Annotated in this window: 17 protein-coding genes; 7 read left to right on the top strand and 10 right to left on the bottom strand. The window is 70.2% G+C overall.

Annotated elements, in window-relative coordinates:
• Window positions 1-31: 31 nt before the first annotated feature.
• The 8 genes from FCN22_RS11485 to FCN22_RS11450 form a co-directional block, all read right to left on the bottom strand.
• Window positions 32-313, bottom strand: coding sequence for a DUF2277 domain-containing protein (locus FCN22_RS11485; protein WP_137121685.1), 282 nt, complete (start codon window positions 311-313; stop codon window positions 32-34).
• A 49-nt stretch (window positions 314-362) separates the two neighbouring features.
• Window positions 363-1,550, bottom strand: coding sequence for a tRNA dihydrouridine synthase DusB (dusB, locus tag FCN22_RS11480; RefSeq protein WP_137121684.1), 1,188 nt, complete (start codon window positions 1,548-1,550; stop codon window positions 363-365).
• Window positions 1,551-1,638: 88 nt separating this feature from the next.
• Window positions 1,639-2,502 (bottom strand): hypothetical protein, encoded by an 864-nt coding sequence (locus FCN22_RS11475; protein WP_137121683.1) that lies wholly within the window; start codon window positions 2,500-2,502, stop codon window positions 1,639-1,641.
• Between the two features lie 87 nt (window positions 2,503-2,589).
• Window positions 2,590-3,198: a response regulator transcription factor gene (locus FCN22_RS11470; RefSeq protein ID WP_137121682.1), complete on the bottom strand. Its 609-nt coding sequence runs from the start codon at window positions 3,196-3,198 to the stop codon at window positions 2,590-2,592.
• Window positions 3,195-4,385, bottom strand: coding sequence for a sensor histidine kinase (locus FCN22_RS11465; protein WP_202911538.1), 1,191 nt, complete (start codon window positions 4,383-4,385; stop codon window positions 3,195-3,197). Before FCN22_RS11465 ends, FCN22_RS11470 begins: the two co-directional genes overlap by 4 nt.
• Before the next feature lie 359 nt (window positions 4,386-4,744).
• Window positions 4,745-5,554 (bottom strand): ABC transporter permease, encoded by an 810-nt coding sequence (locus FCN22_RS11460; protein WP_238384686.1) that lies wholly within the window; start codon window positions 5,552-5,554, stop codon window positions 4,745-4,747.
• Entirely contained in the window at window positions 5,551-6,510 is a 960-nt protein-coding gene (locus FCN22_RS11455; RefSeq protein WP_137121681.1) for an ABC transporter ATP-binding protein, read from the bottom strand. The genes FCN22_RS11460 and FCN22_RS11455 overlap by 4 nt, the downstream gene beginning before the upstream one ends.
• A gap of 96 nt (window positions 6,511-6,606) precedes the next feature.
• Window positions 6,607-8,010: a glycine--tRNA ligase gene (locus tag FCN22_RS11450; protein WP_137121680.1), complete on the bottom strand. Its 1,404-nt coding sequence runs from the start codon at window positions 8,008-8,010 to the stop codon at window positions 6,607-6,609.
• Window positions 8,011-8,070: 60 nt separating this feature from the next.
• On the opposite strand from FCN22_RS11450, the gene FCN22_RS11445 reads away from it, so the two are divergent.
• The 5 genes from FCN22_RS11445 (at window position 8,071) to FCN22_RS11425 (ending at window position 11,733) form a co-directional block, all read left to right on the top strand.
• Window positions 8,071-8,361 carry a DUF6703 family protein gene (locus FCN22_RS11445; protein ID WP_238384685.1) on the top strand — a complete coding sequence of 97 codons (291 nt, stop codon included), beginning with the start codon at window positions 8,071-8,073 and terminating at the stop codon, window positions 8,359-8,361.
• A 75-nt stretch (window positions 8,362-8,436) separates the two neighbouring features.
• A complete protein-coding gene (locus FCN22_RS11440) occupies window positions 8,437-9,396 on the top strand; it encodes a metal ABC transporter substrate-binding protein (RefSeq protein ID WP_137121679.1) in 960 nt (319 codons plus the stop codon).
• On the top strand, window positions 9,393-10,253 hold the full coding sequence (locus tag FCN22_RS11435) for a metal ABC transporter ATP-binding protein (protein WP_238384684.1): 861 nt from the start codon (window positions 9,393-9,395) through the stop codon (window positions 10,251-10,253). The genes FCN22_RS11440 and FCN22_RS11435 overlap by 4 nt, the downstream gene beginning before the upstream one ends.
• A gap of 59 nt (window positions 10,254-10,312) precedes the next feature.
• Entirely contained in the window at window positions 10,313-11,320 is a 1,008-nt protein-coding gene (locus tag FCN22_RS11430) for a metal ABC transporter permease (protein ID WP_137121706.1), read from the top strand.
• Window positions 11,321-11,325: 5 nt separating this feature from the next.
• The gene (locus FCN22_RS11425; protein ID WP_137121678.1) at window positions 11,326-11,733 is read left to right on the top strand and encodes a Fur family transcriptional regulator; all 408 of its coding nucleotides are present in this window, start codon (window positions 11,326-11,328) and stop codon (window positions 11,731-11,733) included.
• A 9-nt stretch (window positions 11,734-11,742) separates the two neighbouring features.
• Here FCN22_RS11425 and FCN22_RS11420 read toward each other — a convergent pair whose 3' ends face one another.
• Window positions 11,743-12,567: an isoprenyl transferase gene (locus FCN22_RS11420; protein WP_137121677.1), complete on the bottom strand. Its 825-nt coding sequence runs from the start codon at window positions 12,565-12,567 to the stop codon at window positions 11,743-11,745.
• A complete protein-coding gene (recO, locus tag FCN22_RS11415) occupies window positions 12,564-13,292 on the bottom strand; it encodes a DNA repair protein RecO (protein ID WP_137121676.1) in 729 nt (242 codons plus the stop codon). The genes FCN22_RS11420 and recO overlap by 4 nt, the downstream gene beginning before the upstream one ends.
• 189 nt (window positions 13,293-13,481) lie before the next feature.
• Here recO and FCN22_RS11410 point away from each other — a divergent pair, with 189 nt between their 5' ends.
• Both FCN22_RS11410 and FCN22_RS11405 read left to right on the top strand, forming a co-directional pair.
• Window positions 13,482-14,111 (top strand): alpha-ketoglutarate-dependent dioxygenase AlkB, encoded by a 630-nt coding sequence (locus FCN22_RS11410; protein WP_137121675.1) that lies wholly within the window; start codon window positions 13,482-13,484, stop codon window positions 14,109-14,111.
• Window positions 14,112-14,170: 59 nt separating this feature from the next.
• The gene (locus tag FCN22_RS11405) at window positions 14,171-15,295 is read left to right on the top strand and encodes a S1C family serine protease (RefSeq protein WP_238384683.1); all 1,125 of its coding nucleotides are present in this window, start codon (window positions 14,171-14,173) and stop codon (window positions 15,293-15,295) included.
• Window positions 15,296-15,349: the final 54 nt, after the last annotated feature.

Genomic DNA, 15,349 nt, shown 5'->3' with positions numbered 1-15,349 from the left:
CCCCTCCCAGCAACAAGTGTCCTGAGTCGGGTCAGGAGGCGACCGGCCGGCCGTAGCGCACCGCGCTGCGCGCCCGGGCCTTGGCGGCCTCCTCCTCGCGGTTCTTCGGCGGGGCACTGGTCACCAGCGCGCCGAGCAGCTCGGCGGTGGCCGCGGCGACCTGCTGCACCGCGCGCTCGAACGCTGGCGAGTTGGCAGCCGACGGCTTGGCGCTGCCACTCACCTTGCGCACGTACTGCAGGGCGGCGGCATGCACCTCGTCAGGCGTGGCGGGCGGCTCGAAGTTGTGCAGGGTCCGGATGTTGCGACACATGACCTCAGCGTGTCACAGGGCCGCACCCCGCGTCGCCCGGATAGGTCGCTCAGCCGCCGGAGACCGACAGCTCGGCCTGGGCAACCTGCTCCGCCTGCGGCGCGTCGAGCTCGCGCGAGTCGAGCCAGTGCTCGGGCAGCACGACGTGGCGGGAGGATCCGGCGCGGCCCCGCTGTCCCTCGGCAGCCTCACCCGGCCACGGCTGGGTGGGGTCGAGGGTCGCAAGCAGGTCGTCCAGGGCAGCCAGCGAGTCGACCAGGGCGAGCCGGTTGCGCACCGTCGAGCCTGCCGGGAAACCCTTGAGGTACCAGGCGATGTGCTTGCGGATGTCGCGGCAGGCCTTGTGCTGGCTGCCGTGGAACTCGGTGAGGTAGACCGCGTGCCGCCGCAGGGTCTCGGCCACCTCCCCCAACCGCGGGGTGACCCTGGCGTCGCTGCCGGCGAAGGCCGCGGCAAGGTCGGTGAACAACCAGGGGCGTCCCAGGCAGCCGCGCCCCACCACGACGCCGTCGCAACCGGTTTCGCGCACCATCGCCAAGGCGTCCTCGGCCGACCAGATGTCCCCGTTGCCGAGGACCGGCACGGACGTCACGACGTTCTTCAGTCCGCGGATCGCCTGCCAGTCGGCGGTGCCGGAGTAGGCCTGCGAGGCAGTGCGCGCGTGCAGCGCCACGGCTGCCACGCCCTCCCCCTCGGCGATGCGACCGGCCTCGAGGTAGGTCAGGTGGTCGGAGTCGATGCCCTTGCGCATCTTGACGGTGACCGGCACGTCATACGGCGCAGCCTCCTTCACCGCGCTGCTGACGATGGCGCGGAACAGGTCGGTCTTCCACGGCAAGGCCGCTCCCCCACCCTTGCGCGTCACCTTCGGCACGGGGCAGCCGAAGTTGAGGTCGATGTGGTCGGCGCGGTCCTCGGTGACCACCATCCGCACGGCCTGGGCGACGGTGGCGGGGTCGACGCCGTAGAGCTGGATCGAGCGCGGGCTCTCGTCGGGGTCGTGCTCGATCAGCTGCATCGAGATCGGTGTGCGCTCCACCAGGGCGCGTGAGGTGATCATCTCGCTGACGTAGAGCGACGTGGCCCCGCTCGCGCCGCCGGCAGCCAGCCCGGCATCGCCGTACTGCCGGCACAGCCGACGGAACGCGCGGTTGGTGATGCCGGCCATCGGCGCCAGCACCACCGGCGACTCGATGGTGTGTCGACCGATCTGGAGAGGGGGAAGGACTGCGGTCATGGTCCCCCGATTGTGTCAGAGCGTCAGGTGCGTCGCCGCGGGCACGTATGCCGTGCCCCGTCCGTGCCCGCTGCTTCGACGGAGGCGATCAGGAGAAGGCGTCGAGGGCGCGCCGGGCCTCCTTCGCCGCCTGTCGGGCATCCTCGAGCGCCTCGTCCTCTGCCTCCTGCTCCGTCTCTGCCTCGCTCAGCTCTCCCTCGAGCTCCTCCAGGTCGTGCTCTCGGGACGCCAGCTGGCGCCGCAGCTCCTCGAGCTGCTCGACCAGCTCCAGATTGCGTGCCGACAGCTCCTCCACCCGATGCCGGGCCTCGCGGGCGGACGACTCGGCCTCCTCCAGGTCGGCGGCCGCCTCGCGAGCTCGCTCCTGCGCCTCCTCCCGGGCACGGGTGTCGTCCGGCACCACGGAAAGCTCGGGTCTGGACGGTGTCGCCGGACGCGCGGTGCCTGAGCGCTTCGAGGCCATCGCCGAGGTCACGTCCACCGCGCCGAAGCCGGTGGCCTCGAGCGGTTTGGTCAGCTGTCCGGCGCGGACCGCGTCGGCCGCGCCCTGGTCCACCATCGCGGCGTGCAGCGTCGACTCGACCTGCTCAGCGACCGTCGCGCTCACCGGGTTGCCGAGCTCGGCCGCGAGGGCTCGAGCGGTGCGAGTGATCGCGGCCGTGAGCTTGCGCCGCTGTGTCGTGAGCTCACGCATCTGGCCGGCGTCGAGGTTCTCCTGCGCGTCACGCAAGGCGGCGCCCAGAGTCAGGACCTGCTCGATCTCCTCGGTCCGGTGGCGCGCCAGCATGTTGACCACCCAGGCGCCCGCGGCGGGTTTGGGCAGCGCGGTGATGGCCTTGGCGAGATCAGGCTCCCCGGCGTCCTTCGCCTCCTTGGCCCGCGCGCCACGGGTCGAGATGAAGTCGCCGGGCAGCACGCCGTAGAGCTCGTCGGCCACGTCCTGCAGGTCCACGGTGCTCCCTCGTCGCGGGCGTCCTGTCCCCGGTGCCCGTGATTCTCGCAGGCTCGTGCCCACCCTGCCTCGTGCGGAGGTGGCGGATCAGAGCCAGCCGTTGCTCTCGGCGATGCGGACCGCCTCGGCACGGGTGCGCGCCCCCGTCTTGCCGATCGCGGAGGACAGGTGGTTGCGGATGGTTCCCTCCGACAGGTAGAGCCGGCCCGCCATGGCCGACACGGTCGAGCCGTCGCGCGCAGCCCGCAGGACGTCGGACTCCCTTGCGGTCAAGGGCGACTCACCCGAGACGAGGCTGTCTGCAGCCAGCGACGGGTCCACGACACGGAGGCCGGAGTGGACCCGTCGCACCGCGTCGGCGAGCTGGCGCGCCGGCGTGTCCTTGACCACGAACCCCGAGGCGCCCGCCTGCACGGCCTTGCGCAGGTATCCCGGTCGGCCGAAGGTCGTCACGATGAGGACCTTGATGTCGGGCAGTTCGTGCCTCAGGGCCGCGGTGGCGGCAATCCCGTCCAGTCCGGGCATCTCGACGTCAAGCAGGGCGACGTCCGGGTTGTTCTCGCGGGCCGCGTCGACCACCTCGTCCCCGCGTCCGACCTCGGCGACGACGCAGAGGTCGGACTCCAGGTCGAGCAGTGCGGCCAGGGCGCCTCGCACCAGCGCCTGGTCGTCGGCGAGCAGGAGGCGGATGCTCACGAGGTGCGCGCCTTGCGGCCGAGGATCGGCAGGCTCGCAGATCGCTCTGGCGTCGTGCCGTCCGCGGTCGACTCCACACGCTGGTCGGAGGGCCCGGGCGTCGTGACGACCAGCTCGAACCCGTGCGGTGACAGGTCACGAGAGACCAGCACGGCGCCCACGTCGGACGCACGTTCGCGCGCACCGGCCAGGCCGTTGCCCTGGCCGGGTGCCTCGCCACGACCGCGCCCGTCGTCGCGGATCGTGATCCCGCTCTCGTCCAGGGTGATGGAACAGTGCTCCGCCCCGCTGTGCCGAATGACGTTGGTCACGCCCTCGCGCACGACCCAGGCGAACAGCTCACGCAGGTCGCTCGGCACCGCATCAGTCGCGTTGGGCAACGTGGCGTGGATCCCGGCCGCGTCAAGTGCCTCCCGCGCCCGTGCCAGCTCACCGGCGAGCGAGATCTCGCGGTATCCCTCCACCGCCCGACGCACGTCGGCGAGCGCGTCACGGGAGAGTCGCTCGAGATCCGCGATCTCGGCCTTGGCCCGGTCCGGGGCATCGTCCATCAGCCGTCCGGCGAGCTCGGCCTTGACGGTGATGACGGTGAGCGAGTGACCGAGGATGTCGTGCAGGTCGCGCGCCATCCGGTTGCGCTCGTCCTGCACCGCGAGGCGCGCGTTCTCCTGCCTGACGCTGGACAGGTCACGCTCTCGCGCGGCCGCCATGATCCCTCCGGTCATGGCCGCCATGGCAAGCAGGATGGCGAAGCTGGTGCCGGGGTCGAAGGTCCAGCTCTCGAAGCCCGCCGCCAGCCCGTTGTCCAACGCGATCAGGCCGATCGCGACCAGCCAGGCGGTGCGGCGCTGGAAGGTCCACATGCCCGTCACCGCGAGGAAGACCCAGGTCGTACTGCCCGGCTGTCCCACCGTCACCGTGCAGGCGACCGCCAAGAGCGTCAGGACGGTGTAGTTGATCACGCCGGCGGTGCTGGGGCGACGTGGTTCCCCCCAGCTCCACCCCCGGTGCGCGTGCAGGAAGTTGAGCAGGTAGACGGCGGCGAACACCACCGTGGACAGGACACCCAGGATGCGCTGGAGCGGATGCTCGGCGGCCCAAGCCGACTGCACCGGTTGGATGAGGAAGACCAACCAGATGCCGGCGTAGAACAGGCTGATGAACGCGCCACGACTGTTACCCGTCATGCCTCGTGCTGCGGCCATGCCGAAGGGCGGACCAGGCCCTTCCGAACTACTCATGTCGGGGTCCCCGCGAAGTATCGGAGCGAAGCGGAGAACTTCGTGGGGTGGCTCATGTCGGGGTCCCCGCGAAGTATCGGAGCGAAGCGGAGAACTTCGTGGGGTGGCTCATGTCGGGGTCCCCGCGAAGTATCGGAGCGAAGCGGAGAACTTCGTGGGGTGGCTCATGTCGGGGTCCCCGCGAAGTATCGGAGCGAAGCGGAGAACTTCGTGGGGTGACTCATGTCGCCAGCCTCTCAGATGTGCATGTGTGCCGGAACTGGACAGGGGTAGGGGAGACTCGCTCCCGCACCCTCATCGAGGCGTCAGACCCGCGCGGTGTCCTTTCGGAAGCGCCAGGCGGCACCGGCCACGAAGATCGCAAGCCACGCCGCCACGTTCACCCAGGCCCAGTTGTCGACGCCGCCGGATACCGGGTCGTGCACCAGCTCGTTGAGCCCCCAGATGGGGGTGAACTGCGCCACCGTCTGGTACCAGCCCGGCATCGCGGTCAGGTCGACGAACAGCCCACCGGCGAACGCGAAGATCACGAGGGCGAACGACTGCACCTGCATGACGTTCTCCGTCGGCAACAGGTAGCCCATGAAGAGCCCGAACGCCGCGAACATCAGCGAGCCGATCCACACGGCGAACGCGGTGAGGATCCACTGTGCCAGCGGCATGTCCGCCTGACCCGTGATCAGGCCCACGACGTAGACCGCGAGCACCGAGGCGGCCCCCAGCGTCATCGCGGCCAGCATCTTCACGGCGATATAGGCCACCGGCGACAACGGCGTGAGTCGCAACTGCCGGCTCCAGCCCTGGGAACGCTCGATCGAGACCATCGCGCCGCCGCTGCTCGTCGCCAGGACCGCCCCGTAGAGAGCCATGCTGATCAGGATGTAGGCACTGACATTGCCGTGCGACCCGGCGCCGAGGCTCTGCTGGCCGGCGGGGATGGTCATGCCGAAGATCAGGTAGAAGACGACCGGCATGATCATCGTGAAGATCATCGTGCGCCGGTTGCGCAGCAGCCGCCGGACCTCGAGCTTCAGCATGGTGAGGTTGAACCCGCCGAGACCGGGCACGGGCCGCGACATCAGGTCGGGCTGCTGGGGCATGGCGGTGGTGCTCATCGGGTCTCTTCCGTGGTCGTGTCGTCGCCGGTCAGGGCGATGAAGGCTTCCTCGAGTCCGCGTGCCGTGATCTCGAGGTCGTGCGCGTTGGTGGTGGTCAGCAGGTGGTGGGCCACCTTGTCGGAGTCGCCGGAGTGGACCAGGACGGTGTCGCCCCGGATCTCGATGGAGTCGGCACCCGGTATGCCGCGCAAGGTCGCCTCGTCCGCGCCCGGCAGGGTGGCCCGCACCGTCCGCCCGGAGGCGAGGCTCTTGATCTGGCCGGCAGTCCCGTCGGCCACGATCTCGCCCTTGCGCACCAGGATGATGCGGTCGGCGTAGGCGTCGGCTTCCTCGAGGTAGTGCGTGGCGAAGACGACGGTCCGACCCTGCTGCGCGTCCGCCCGGATCGCCTTCCAGAACTCCCGGCGTCCCTCGACGTCCATGCCGGTGGTGGGCTCGTCCAGCAGGATGAGAGCAGGGTCCGAGAGCAGCGCCAGCGCGAACCGGAGCCGTTGCTTCTCGCCGCCGGAGCACTTGCCGACCCGTCGGTCCGCGAGCTCGGTGATGCCGGCTCGCGCCAGGACCTCCTCGACCGGCCTGGTGTTCGAGAAGACGCTCGCGGTGAAACGGCAGGTCTCCTCGACCGTGTAGTCCGAGAGCAGCCCGCCGGTCTGCATCACGGCCGATACGAGGCCGCGCCGGATGGCCAGATGCGGTGCCATCCCGAAGATCTCGGAACTGCCCTCGTCGGGCTGCGACAACCCCAGGATCATGTCGATGGTGGTGGTCTTGCCCGCGCCGTTGGGCCCGAGGAACGCGACGATCTCTCCCGATCTGATCGTCAGGTCGATGCCTTTGACGGCGTGGACGTCGCCGAACCGCTTGTGCGCGCCCCGGAGGTCGATCGCGAGCGGCGTGCCGCCCGCGATTGACCTCCGGGGGCGCTGCACGGCATACGTGTCATTCGTTGTCATGCCCCAAGCATGGGTTCGCCGGCGCCGCGGAGCCTCACACTCGCGTCACGATCGGCCCATGACAGATGTCACGCGCGCGGCCACCTGCGCGCGGGGTCAGCAGCCGAGCAGTCGTGTGGCGAGGTAGGACTCGACCTGGTCGAGGCCAATCCGCTCCTGCGCCATGCTGTCCCGCTCGCGCACGGTCACGGCCTGGTCCTCGAGCGTGTCGAAGTCGACGGTGATGCAGTAGGGCGTGCCGATCTCGTCCTGCCGACGGTAGCGGCGGCCGATCGCCCCCGCGTCATCGAAGTCGACCATCCAGTTCTGCCGCAGCCGGGCCGCGAGGTCACGGGCCTTGGGTGTCAGGTCGGCGCCCCGCGAGAGCGGCAACACGGCGGCCTTGATCGGCGCGAGCCGGCGGTCGAGTCGCAGGACCACCCGCTTGTCCACGCCGCCCTTGGTGTTGGGCGCCTCGTCTTCGGAGTAGGCGTCGACCAGGAAGGTCATCAGCGAGCGCGACAGTCCGGCCGCGGGCTCGATGACGTATGGCGTGTAGCGCTCGCCGGACTGCTGGTCGAAGTAGGACAGGTCGACGCCGGAGTGCTTGGTGTGGGTGCTCAGGTCGAAGTCGGTGCGGTTGGCGATACCCTCGAGCTCGCCCCATTCGCTGCCCTGGAAGCCGAACCGGTACTCGATGTCGACGGTGCGCGTCGAGTAGTGCGACAGCTTGTCCTTGGGGTGTTCGTAGTGCCGCAGGTTGTCCTTGTTGATGCCGAGGTCGACGTACCAGCGCGTGCGCTCGTCGATCCAGTACTGGTGCCACTTCTCGTCGGTGCCGGGCTCGACGAAGTACTCCATCTCCATCTGCTCGAACTCACGCGTCCGGAAGATGAAGTTGCCCGGCGTGATCTCGTTGCGGAAGCTCTTGCCGGTCTGGGCGATGCCGAACGGCGGCTTCTTGCGCGAGGCGTTCATCACGTTGAGGAAGTTGATGAAGATCCCCTGGGCCGTCTCGGGCCGCAGGTAGGCCAGTCCGGACTCGTCCTCGAGGACCCCGAGATAGGTCTTGAGCATCATGTTGAACTCGCGCGGCTCGGTCCACGCGCCCTTGGTGCCGCAGTTGGGGCAGACGAGATCGGCGAGGGCCACCGAGTCGGGGTCGACCTGCTTGCCCTTCTTGGCCGCCTTGGCCGCGACCCCCTCCTGCAGGTGGTCCATGCGGAAGCGCTTGTGGCAGCTGTGGCACTCGATGAGCGGGTCGCTGAAGCCGCCGACGTGGCCGCTGGCCACCCAGGTCTCGCGCGGCAGGATCACCGAGGAGTCGAGGCCGACGACGTCGTCGCGGCCCTGCACCATCGACTTCCACCACTGCCGCTTGATGTTGTCCTTGAGCGCGACGCCGAGCGGGCCGTAATCCCAAGCGGATCGGGTGCCGCCGTAGATCTCCCCGCAGGGGAAGACGAAGCCCCTGCGCTTGCAGAGGCTGACGACGGTGTCGACGGTTGAGGGAGCAGCCATGTGGCCAAGGCTATCGGTCCCGAGCAGGTGCTCCCGACCGCGCTCGCGTACCCTTGAGGGGTGTCCACCAGCATGCGCACCTCCATCGAGCGAGCCAGTCTGCCCGCGCTGACGCGCCTGTCCAGCCTGCCTCGTGTCGTCCCCTTCCTGTCGATGCTCGTCCTGCTCGTCGCGGGCGCCCTGGTCGGCGGCCCGATCGGCTTCGTCCTCATGGGGCTCGCGACCCTGGCCGTCGCCTGGCTGCTCTACCTCTCCTGGCCGCGCCTGACCTCGAGCGAGCGGATGATGCGTGGCGCCGTCGTACTGCTCGCCGCGGCCCTGGCGGTCGTGCAGCTCTTCCCCCAGACCTGACGGTCCCGGCCGGGTGCCCACCCGGCATACCGTTTGAAGTTGACAATCATTCTCATTTAAGCGCAGGATCGGCGTATGCCGCGACGCCTCCTCGCCCTCTGCGCCTGCCTGACGTTCAGCGCGTCACTGACTGCCTGCGGGAGCTCGTCGAGCGACACCTCGGGGCGCCTCGACGTGGTCGCGGCGTTCTATCCGCTGCAATTCGCGACCGAGCAGATCGGCGGTGACCAGGTGGCCGTCACCGGGCTGACCAAGCCGGGCGCGGAGCCGCACGAGCTCGAGCTGACGCCCAAGGACGTCGCCGAGGTCAGCAAGGCGGACCTGGTGGTCTTCGAGCACGGGTTGCAGCCCGCGGTCGACCAAGCGGTCGAGAACGAGGCACCCGACACCTCCCTCGACGTCGCCCCGGCAGCCAAGCTCGACCTGGCGCTGCAGCCCGCGGTCGGAGACGACCACGGCGCCGAGGTGGAGGAGCATGAGAGCGGCGAGGGGCACGAGCAGGAAGCCGGGGCCACGGACCCGCACTTCTGGCTCGACCCACTGCGCTATCGCGACGTCAGCCGCGCCATCGCCGACCGGCTGTCGACCGTGGACCCGACGCACGAGGCCGACTACCGGGCGCGGGCCAAGGCGTTCGAGGCCAGGCTGACCAAGCTCGACCGGGCCTTCGCCACCGGACTCGCCCACTGCGAACGGCCTGAGATCGTCACCAGCCACAGCGCGTTCGGCTACCTGGCGCAGCGCTACCACCTCGACCAGGTCGGCATCACGGGGCTGTCCCCCGATGCGGAGCCCGACCCGTCACAGATCGCCGCCGTGGCTCGCTACGTCAAGGACCACGACGTGACCACGATCTACGCCGAGACGCTCGTCAGCCCGGCGACCGCGGACACCATCGCGCAGGAAACGGGGGCCACGGTCAAGGTGCTCGACCCGATCGAGGGGATCACCGACAAGTCGGCGGGGAGCAACTACTTTGAGATCATGCGCTCCAACCTCGCGACGCTGGAGTCCGGACAGGGGTGCTCCACGTGACCACGGGAGCCGCGAGCGGGCCTGGTCGTGAGCCGATTCTCTCGCTGCGATCGGCGGCGTTCGGCTATGCCGACCGGGCGGTGGTCGCCGATGTCACCCTCGACGTGCGACAGGGCGAGGTGGTCGCGCTGCTCGGGCCCAACGGCTCCGGCAAGTCGACCCTCGTCAAGGGCCTGCTCGGACTCAACAGCCACCTCGGCGGCGAGGTGGAGCTGTTCGGCACGCCGATGCGCCAGTTCCGCGACTTCACCCGGCTCGGCTACGTGCCGCAGCGGCACACCCTGTCGGCGTCGGTGCGCGCGACGGTCACCGAGATCGTCGCCATCGGGCGTCTGCCCCACCAGTCGTGGTGGGGTCGGCCGGGCCGGACCGACCAACGGCTGATCGACCGGGCGCTCGACCTGGTCGGGCTCGAGGACCGCGCCCGCGAGGACGTCTCGACCCTGTCCGGGGGGCAGCAGCGACGGGTCCTGATCGCTCGGGCGCTCGCGGCCGAGCCGGACGTGCTGATCATGGACGAGCCGACCGCGGGTGTCGACGCCGCGAGCCAGCAGGTGCTCGCGGAGGTCCTCGCCCGGCTCGCCGCCCAGGGCACCACCATGCTGATCGTCACGCACGAGCTCGAGGCGCTGCGCGACATCGTCAGCCGCATCGTCCTGGTCGGTGAGGGCCATCTGCGGTTCGACGGGACGCCTGCCGACTTCGTCCTGGCCCAGCGGCGGCAGCAGGACCTGATCCTGGCGCACGAGCACCACCACCACGACGACGACTCCGACGTGTCGCAGGCGCCCGGGGTCCTGTCGACCCCGCACGGTCCGCTGGAGCAGCCCGCCCAGAAGCGGGGAGTCGAGTCGTGAACACCCTGACCACGCTGACCACCCTCGGGGGACTTCCGGAGCTGCTCGACTACGACTTCATGCGCCGGGCACTGCTGGCGGCGTTGCTGGTCGGCATCGCGGCGCCGATGGTGGGCGTCTTCCTGGTGCAACGGCGGCTCTCGCTGATCGGCGACGGGATGGGGCACGTCGCCCTCGCCGGTGTCGCGGTCGGCGTCTTCACCGACACGGCACCCGTGCTGACCGCGCTCGTGGCGGCCGTGCTCGCGGCCGTGCTGATCGAGCTGATCCGGGCGCGCGGGCGCACGAGTGGGGACGTGGCCCTCGCGGTGATGTTCTACGGCGGCATCGCCCTCGGCGTGGTGATCATCAGCAAGTCCACGAGCAGCACCCCGGCCAACCTCACGGCATACCTCTTCGGTGCGATCACGACCACGAGCAACGGTGACCTGTGGGTCTTCGCCGTGCTGGCCGTCGTCGTGGTCGCGACAACCTGGCTGCTGCGGCCGCGGTTCTTCGCGGTCGCCAACGACGAGGAGTATGCGCGGGCCACCGGCATGCACGTCACGGCGCTCAACCTGGTGCTGGCCATCCTCACCGCGGTCACCGTGGTGGTGTCGATGCGGATCGTCGGGCTGCTGCTGATCAGCGCGCTGATGATCGTGCCCAACGCCGCCGCTCAGCTGCTCGCGGGCAGCTTCCGGACAGCCATCCGGTATGCCGTGGCGATCGGCGTGATCTCCAGCGTCGGCGGAGTGACCGGCTCCTTCTACGCCGAGACCCCGTCGGGAGGCACCATCGTCATCGTCGCCATCGGCATCTTCCTGCTGGCCTCGATCGGCACGAGTGTCCGCGCCCGAGTGGTGTCGCGGCGCCACCAGCGGGCCGAGCACCACCCGCACGAGCACGGCCTCGGCTGTGGGCACCCAGCCGTCGCCCACGGGGACCACGTGGACTACCTGCACGACGGGCACCGGCACGCACCCCACGCCGGGCACTACGACGAGCACGACCCGCGGGTGCACGCGCAGACCGCCGACGAGTCGGAGACGGCGGCCGAGACGACGGCCGAGACGAGGAGCAGCTGAGGCAGATGGCGCAGAACCGGCGACGACCGACCCGGCAGCGCACCGCCGTCCAGGCGCTGCTGGAGCAGACCGACGACTTCAGCTCCGCGCAGGAGCTGCACGCCCGGCTGCGGGCGTCCGGCGACGCGGTCGGGCTCGCCACCGTCTACCGCACGCTGCAGGCGATGGCGGCCGACGGTGACGTGGACGTGCTGCGGACCGATGACGGCGAGGCCGCCTACCGGCAGTGCAGCACCGGCCACCACCACCACCTGGTCTGCCGGACCTGCGGCGCGACGGTCGAGGTCGAGGGGCCGGCCGTGGAGAAGTGGAGCGAGCGGGTCGCCACGGAGCACGGTTTCACCGACGTGCACCACACGCTGGAGATCTTCGGCACCTGCGCCGACTGCGCACGCGCCGCCCGCTCCTCCTGACGCCTGCGATCAGGAGGGCCGGGAGGCGGAGTCGATCGCGCCGCCGTAGCGACGGTCGCGGTCGGCGTAGATCTGGATCGCCCGCCACAGGTCGCGCCGGTCGAAGTCGGGCCAGAGCGTGTCGAGGAAGACCATCTCGGCATAGGCCGACTGCCAGAGCAGGAAGTTGCTGGTGCGCTGCTCCCCCGAGGAACGCACGAACAGGTCGACGTCGGGCATCTCCGGGTCGTCCAGGTGGCGGGCGATGGTGCGCTCGTCGATCGAGCGCGGGCTGAGCTGGCCCGCCTTGACCAGTTCCGCGATCCGCCTCGTGGCGTCGACGATCTCGGCCCGGCCGCCGTAGTTGACGCACATGTTCAGCGTGATCACGTCGTTGTGCCGGGTCATCTCCTCGGCCGCCTCGAGCTCCTTGATCACCGAGCGCCACAGGCGCGGCCGCCGCCCCATCCAGCGCACCCGCACCCCCCATGAGCTCATCACGTCGCGCCGACGCCGGATCACGTCGCGGTTGAACCGCATCAGGAAGCGCACCTCCTCCGGTGAGCGCTTCCAGTTCTCGGTGGAGAACGCGTAGGCCGAGATGTGCTTGACCCCGATCTCGATCGCACCGGCGACCACGTCGAGCAGCGACGACTCGCCCGCCTCGTGACCCTTGGTCCGGGGCAGGCCCCGGGCGTTGGCCCACCGGCCGTTTCCGTCCATCACCACGGCCACGTGCCGCGGCACCAGCGCGGCGGGGATGGCGGGCGGTCGGGCCCCGGACGGGTGAGGGGCCGGCGGCCGGGGCGCCCGCGAAGTATCGGAGCGCAGCGGAGAACTGCGTGGGGTGTTCATGCCCGCTCCACGAGACGCAAGGATCGCACGCCCCGCTCGAGGTGCCACTGGAGGAACGCCGCGACCAGGCCCGAGCCCTCGCGTTGGTGCCGCGGATCGCTGCAGTCGGCGAGCTCCCAGTCGCCGCTCAGCAGCGCGGCCAGCAGCTCGAGGGTGAGCGGGTGCGGCGCCGCCGACCCGGCTGGCCGGCAGGACGGGCAGACCACCCCTCCGCCTGCGACGTGGAACGCCCGGTGCGGCCCGGGGGCACCGCACTTGGCACAGTCCACGAAGCTCGGCGCCCACCCGGCGACCGCCAGCGAGCGAAGCAGGTAGGCGTCGAGCACCAGTCCCGCGTCGTGCTCCGCCCCCGCGAGCGAGCTCAACCCACCGGCGAGCAGGTTGAACTGCTGCAGGGCCGGCTCCCCCTCCTCCGTCAGCCGGTCGGCCGTCTCGAGCATGGCGCTCGCCGCGGTCCAGGCGGAGTAGTCGCGGGCGATCGTGTCGCCATACGGCGCCAGTGTCTCGGTCTGGGTCACGGTGTCCAGCGAACGACCCTCGTAGCACTGGAGGTCGACCACCATCCCCGGTTCGAGGCGCGAGCCGAACTTGGACCTCGTGCGCCGCACGCCGTTGGCCACCGCGCGCACCTTGCCCCGCGACCGGGTGAGTGCGGTGACGATGCGGTCGGCCTCACCCAGCTTGTGGGTGCGCAGGACGATCGCCGCGTCGCGGTACAGGGGCATGGCGCCATTGTCCTACGTCGCCCCTGCGATTGCGGTATGCCGTGCCGGTGTCCACGCTCGTGGTCGACGGTGGTGAGGTTCGAGGCCAGAAACGCCGCCTGCTCTCCCCGACAACCATTCCCGACGAGGGGCCCCCTCGAGGACTCCTGAATCAGACACCTGTTCGAATTCGTGCGGTAGGCTGACTCCATGGCCACGGCGCTCCAGGGATCACTGCTCGACCAGGTCGACGAGGTCGGGTTGCGACCACTCGGTCCGGCGGTCCGCCGCACGACACTCTCGCGCGGCGCCTGGATCGACCTGCGCCCCGGCTTCGTCACCGGCTCGGACGCGCTCTTCGCCCGCCTCGCCCGGGACGTCCCGTGGCACGGCGAGCGCCGTCAGATGTATGAACGCGTGGTCGACGTGCCACGCCTGCTCAGCTTCTACGACGAAGATGACACACTCCCCGATCCGGTGCTGCTGCAGGCCCGCTCGGCCCTCAGTCGCCACTATGCCGGGGAGCTGGGCGAGCCGTTTTGCACGGCAGGACTGTGCTTCTACCGCGACGGGCGCGACAGCGTGGCCTGGCACGGCGACACGATCGGGCGCAGCCGCACCGAGGACACGATAGTCGCCATCGTCTCGGTCGGCACTCCCCGGGCGCTGTTGCTGCGTCCTCGCGGTGGGGGTCGGACCCTCCGCCACGTGCTCGGGCACGGTGACCTCATCGTCATGGGCGGCTCCTGCCAGCGGACCTGGGAACACGCCATACCGAAGTCCGCCAAACCGGTCGGTCCACGCATCAGCATCCAGTTCCGGCCCCGCGGCGTCCGCTGACCCTGCAGCTGCGCAGGACGCCCAGCGTGAAAGCCGAGGAATCGGGTAGCAACTCGAAGGTGAGTCCCCTGCCGCGCACCGCACACCGCCCGACGCGCCGCGTGGCGTGCGCGGTCCTCGGTCTGGTCACCGCCGGCGCCCTCAGCAGCTGCACGGATGGCGGCTCTTCCGCCTCGTCGGGGACGCCGACCGCCACGGTGACGGTCACCGCACCGCCGCGATCCTCCCCGTCCACCAGCACTCCCCCGCGAAAAGGTCAAGCCGGGCCCGGCCTCGGCGTCGTGCCCCAGGTGGTGCAGACGGTGGAGCCGTCGGTGGTCACCATCATCAGCAAGGTCGGCCTGGGCAGTGGGGTCATCTACAAGGCCGACGGCACCATCGTCACCGATGCGCACGTGGTGGAGGGCCAGGACAAGCAGCCGTTCCGCACGGTCGAGGTGCAGTTCGCGGACGGCAAACGGGCCAGGGCCAGCGTGGTGGGCGTCGACGACGTCACCGACGTCGCGGTGATCAAGGCGAAGCGCACCGGCTTGCCCGCGGCCCGGTTCAACGACACGCTGCCGGTGGTCGGAGCCCTCGACGTCGTCATCGGCAGCCCGCTGGGGCTGGAGCAGACCGTCACAGCAGGCATCATCTCCAGCCTGCACCGAAACATGCCCCCGTCGAAGGAGGCGCCGCAGGGGCTGATCGACCTGATCCAGACCGACGCGCCCATCTCGCCGGGCAACTCCGGGGGTGCCGTCGCCGATGGCGACGGCACGGTGATCGGTCTGTCCGAGGCCTACCTGCCGCCGAGCTCCGGGGCGGTCGCGATCGGCTTCGTGACGCCCGCCGCGACGGTGACCAGCGTGGCGGACCAACTGCTCGCGACCGGCAACGTCAAGCACGCCTTCCTCGGGATCCAGCCGGCCGACATCACGCCACAGACCGCCGACCAGTTCAACCTGCCCACGACGAAGGGCACCCTGGTGGTCGCCGTGACCAGGGGCAGCCCGGCTCAGAAGGCGGGTCTGCAGCCCGGAGACGTGATCACCAGGCTCGGTGCGACGACGATCGACACCGTGACCGACCTGCTGGCCGCCTTGCGCAAGCAGCAACCGGGCTCCACGGTGCCCCTCACCTACGCGCGAGGCTCCAGGACCAGCACCGTCAAGGTGACCCTGGCGAACCGCCCGGCTCCCTGACTCCTGTTGCGACCCCGGGAGTGGCTCGCGGGAGGGCGATAAAGCGCTGTGACC

The organism is Segeticoccus rhizosphaerae, assembly GCF_005222685.1.
Taxonomy (GTDB): Bacteria; Actinomycetota; Actinomycetes; order Actinomycetales; family Dermatophilaceae; genus Segeticoccus; species Segeticoccus rhizosphaerae.
The sequence above is the reverse complement of the archived record's forward strand: the minus strand, read 5'-3'. Positions and strand labels throughout refer to the sequence as shown.

Bases quoted from the DNA above. Each gene is read 5' to 3' on its own strand.
- FCN22_RS11425 (WP_137121678.1), top strand. From the start codon at position 11,326: ATGGCGCAGAACCGGCGACGACCGACCCGGCAGCGCACCGCCGTCCAG.
- FCN22_RS11465 (WP_202911538.1), bottom strand. From the start codon at position 4,385: ATGACGGGTAACAGTCGTGGCGCGTTCATCAGCCTGTTCTACGCCGGC.
- FCN22_RS11410 (WP_137121675.1), top strand. From the start codon at position 13,482: ATGGCCACGGCGCTCCAGGGATCACTGCTCGACCAGGTCGACGAGGTC.
- dusB (WP_137121684.1), bottom strand. From the start codon at position 1,550: ATGACCGCAGTCCTTCCCCCTCTCCAGATCGGTCGACACACCATCGAG.
- FCN22_RS11450 (WP_137121680.1), bottom strand. From the start codon at position 8,010: ATGGCTGCTCCCTCAACCGTCGACACCGTCGTCAGCCTCTGCAAGCGC.
- FCN22_RS11460 (WP_238384686.1), bottom strand. From the start codon at position 5,554: ATGAGCACCACCGCCATGCCCCAGCAGCCCGACCTGATGTCGCGGCCC.
- FCN22_RS11440 (WP_137121679.1), top strand. From the start codon at position 8,437: ATGCCGCGACGCCTCCTCGCCCTCTGCGCCTGCCTGACGTTCAGCGCG.
- FCN22_RS11455 (WP_137121681.1), bottom strand. From the start codon at position 6,510: ATGACAACGAATGACACGTATGCCGTGCAGCGCCCCCGGAGGTCAATC.
- FCN22_RS11430 (WP_137121706.1), top strand. From the start codon at position 10,313: ATGCGCCGGGCACTGCTGGCGGCGTTGCTGGTCGGCATCGCGGCGCCG.
- FCN22_RS11420 (WP_137121677.1), bottom strand. From the start codon at position 12,567: ATGAACACCCCACGCAGTTCTCCGCTGCGCTCCGATACTTCGCGGGCG.
- FCN22_RS11485 (WP_137121685.1), bottom strand. From the start codon at position 313: ATGTGTCGCAACATCCGGACCCTGCACAACTTCGAGCCGCCCGCCACG.
- recO (WP_137121676.1), bottom strand. From the start codon at position 13,292: ATGCCCCTGTACCGCGACGCGGCGATCGTCCTGCGCACCCACAAGCTG.